General features: G+C 43.2%; 3 protein-coding genes. 1 reads left to right on the top strand and 2 read right to left on the bottom strand.

Annotation, left to right across the window (positions count from 1 at the left end):
- Positions 1 to 349 precede the first annotated feature (349 nt).
- On the top strand, positions 350 to 769 hold the full coding sequence (locus tag AB3112_RS10960; protein ID WP_225353001.1) for a zinc-binding dehydrogenase: 420 nt from the start codon (positions 350 to 352) through the stop codon (positions 767 to 769).
- 73 nt (positions 770 to 842) lie between these two features.
- Here AB3112_RS10960 and AB3112_RS10955 read toward each other — a convergent pair whose 3' ends face one another.
- Together AB3112_RS10955 and AB3112_RS10950 are read right to left on the bottom strand one after the other, a co-directional pair.
- A complete protein-coding gene (locus tag AB3112_RS10955) occupies positions 843 to 1,811 on the bottom strand; it encodes an ATP-binding cassette domain-containing protein (RefSeq protein ID WP_367334507.1) in 969 nt (322 codons plus the stop codon).
- A gap of 4 nt (positions 1,812 to 1,815) precedes the next feature.
- Positions 1,816 to 2,077, bottom strand: a 262-nt coding sequence (locus tag AB3112_RS10950) for a glycine betaine ABC transporter substrate-binding protein (protein ID WP_367334506.1), incomplete at its 5' end; no start/stop codon positions are given.

Genomic DNA, 2,077 nt, shown 5'->3' with positions numbered 1-2,077 from the left:
GGCTTTCCCAGTTAAGCCTAAAGATCAAAGGTAAAAAGTTCTTTTAAATACGATGTTAATTTAATATTAATTAGTTTAAGTGATGAAAAAATCGTCACTGTTTCTTCCTTAAACAACTTCTAAGGTAGATTGTAAAATTAATCCGAACGCTGTTCGGATTAATTTTACAATCTACCAAAAGGCGTCGATGGATTTTATCCATCAACACCAAATATCATAGAGCCGTTAAAACGTTACTGATTCGTGGTGGTACCAGTGGCGTCGGGGTGGCTGCCATGAGGCTCGCCAAGGCAATGGTCCGGGAATCAGGGTTGCCGGAATAACTCGAGATCCCGAAAAATTTGCTCGAATGAAAGCAGCCGGTTATGATGATACCCTTTTGGACCATCAGAGACGGCTTCAAACAGAAAACCATTTTGATGCAATTTTGGAATTGGTAGGCCCGGATACATTGATGGATTCCTTAACCCATTTGAACGTTAACGGGATTACCTGTTTCACCGGTGAATTAAGTGGCATGGACGATGCCCGATGGACAGTTGCCGATTTTGATCCGTTTGGGATTCCTGCAGGGGCTTATTTGACCCACTTCAGCTCTGATACAGCAAATGCATCCGATCTAAATGATCTGATTAAGCTTGTCGAGACCCACCATATTGACATTAAACCGGCAAAAATATTTGATTTGGTTCATACCAGTGATGCGCAAGCAGCTCTTGATCAAGCAGATAGTTTTGGAAAAGTGGTTGTGGTTAATAGTGACTACTAATGGTTAAGTCGATTAAAAGGAGACTGGGGCAAATTGAATTTTGCCCCAACCTCCTCTTTTTTATGATAGGCAGCTAATTGTTTGTCTCTTTAGTGGCCAAAAAGTTTAAAACGCTTTCCGAATTTAAATAGCCGATCACCTGACTGTCCATTCTAACAGCTAACTGCTGATTTTGAGCAAGCAGTTGATAACAGTCGCCCAGTGTCCGGTCTCCTTCAACAGAAGTGACCGGTAGCTTCTTAAACGGGGTTTTTCTTCCATACCCGGCCAAGACCAACCGGCGAATATAGACGTTTTCGATTTTGTGGGCTTCGCTGCCGTTGAACAGTGTTTTAACATAGTCGTTGCTTGGGTGTCGGACAAGGTTATCCGGTGTATCCAGTTGAATAATGTGCCCGTCTTTGACGACGCCGATTTGCTGCCCCATTTTTAATGCTTCGTTCATATCATGGGTAATAAATAAAATGGTGTTGTTAAAATGTTGGTGGATGGAAAGCGTCAGGTCCTGCAACTGCTCGCGTGATACAGGGTCAAGTGCACTGAATGGTTCGTCCATCAAAATCAGGTCGGGCTTGGTACCAAAGGCCCTGATGATGCCAACCCGCTGCTGCTCGCCACCCGATAATTCGTTGGGATATTTTGACAGATAACCAATTGGCAACTTTGCGGCAGCCATCAATTCTTTAATCGTTTGGTCGACTGCAGTCTTTGACTGGTGTTTGATTTCAGGTAGCAGTGTTAAATTTTGCTTGATTGTCATATTAGGAAAAAGAGAAATCTGCTGGAGAACGTAGCCCATGTTTAATCGAATCTTTCTCAAATTCTGATCGTTTAGCGTTAGTCCGTTGACTAAAATGTGTCCACTTACCGGTTTAACTAATCCGCTGATGGTTCGCAGAATAGTTGTCTTACCGCCACCGGATTCGCCAACCAGCACCATGATTTCGTGCGGATAAACCGATAAGGACAAATCATCAATTGCTTTTTGCTGATCATAAACGACAGAAATATTTGAAAGTTGAATGACTGGTGTATTCGGCATATGATCACTTCCTTAATAGATGATGGCGTTGTAAATAATGCCTTGCAACCTTTGCGGCACTGACTTTTTTGACGTTGACGTCATAGTTCATCTCCCGCATCTCCTTTGCCGTAATTTTTCCGGCCAACTGCTGCAGTTGCTTGACCACGGCCGGATGTTTTTTGGCAAATGCCTTGGTCATGAGTGGCGCTCCCTGATAGGTTGGAAAGAGATGCTTATTATCCCGCAACGAAACCAAGTGGTATTGACGAATTTGAGAATCGGTT

The organism is Lentilactobacillus sp. (genome assembly GCF_040773105.1).
Lineage (GTDB): Bacteria > Bacillota > Bacilli > Lactobacillales > Lactobacillaceae > Lentilactobacillus > Lentilactobacillus parabuchneri.
Note: the sequence above shows the minus strand (reverse complement) of the source record. Positions and strands in the feature narration are given on the sequence as shown.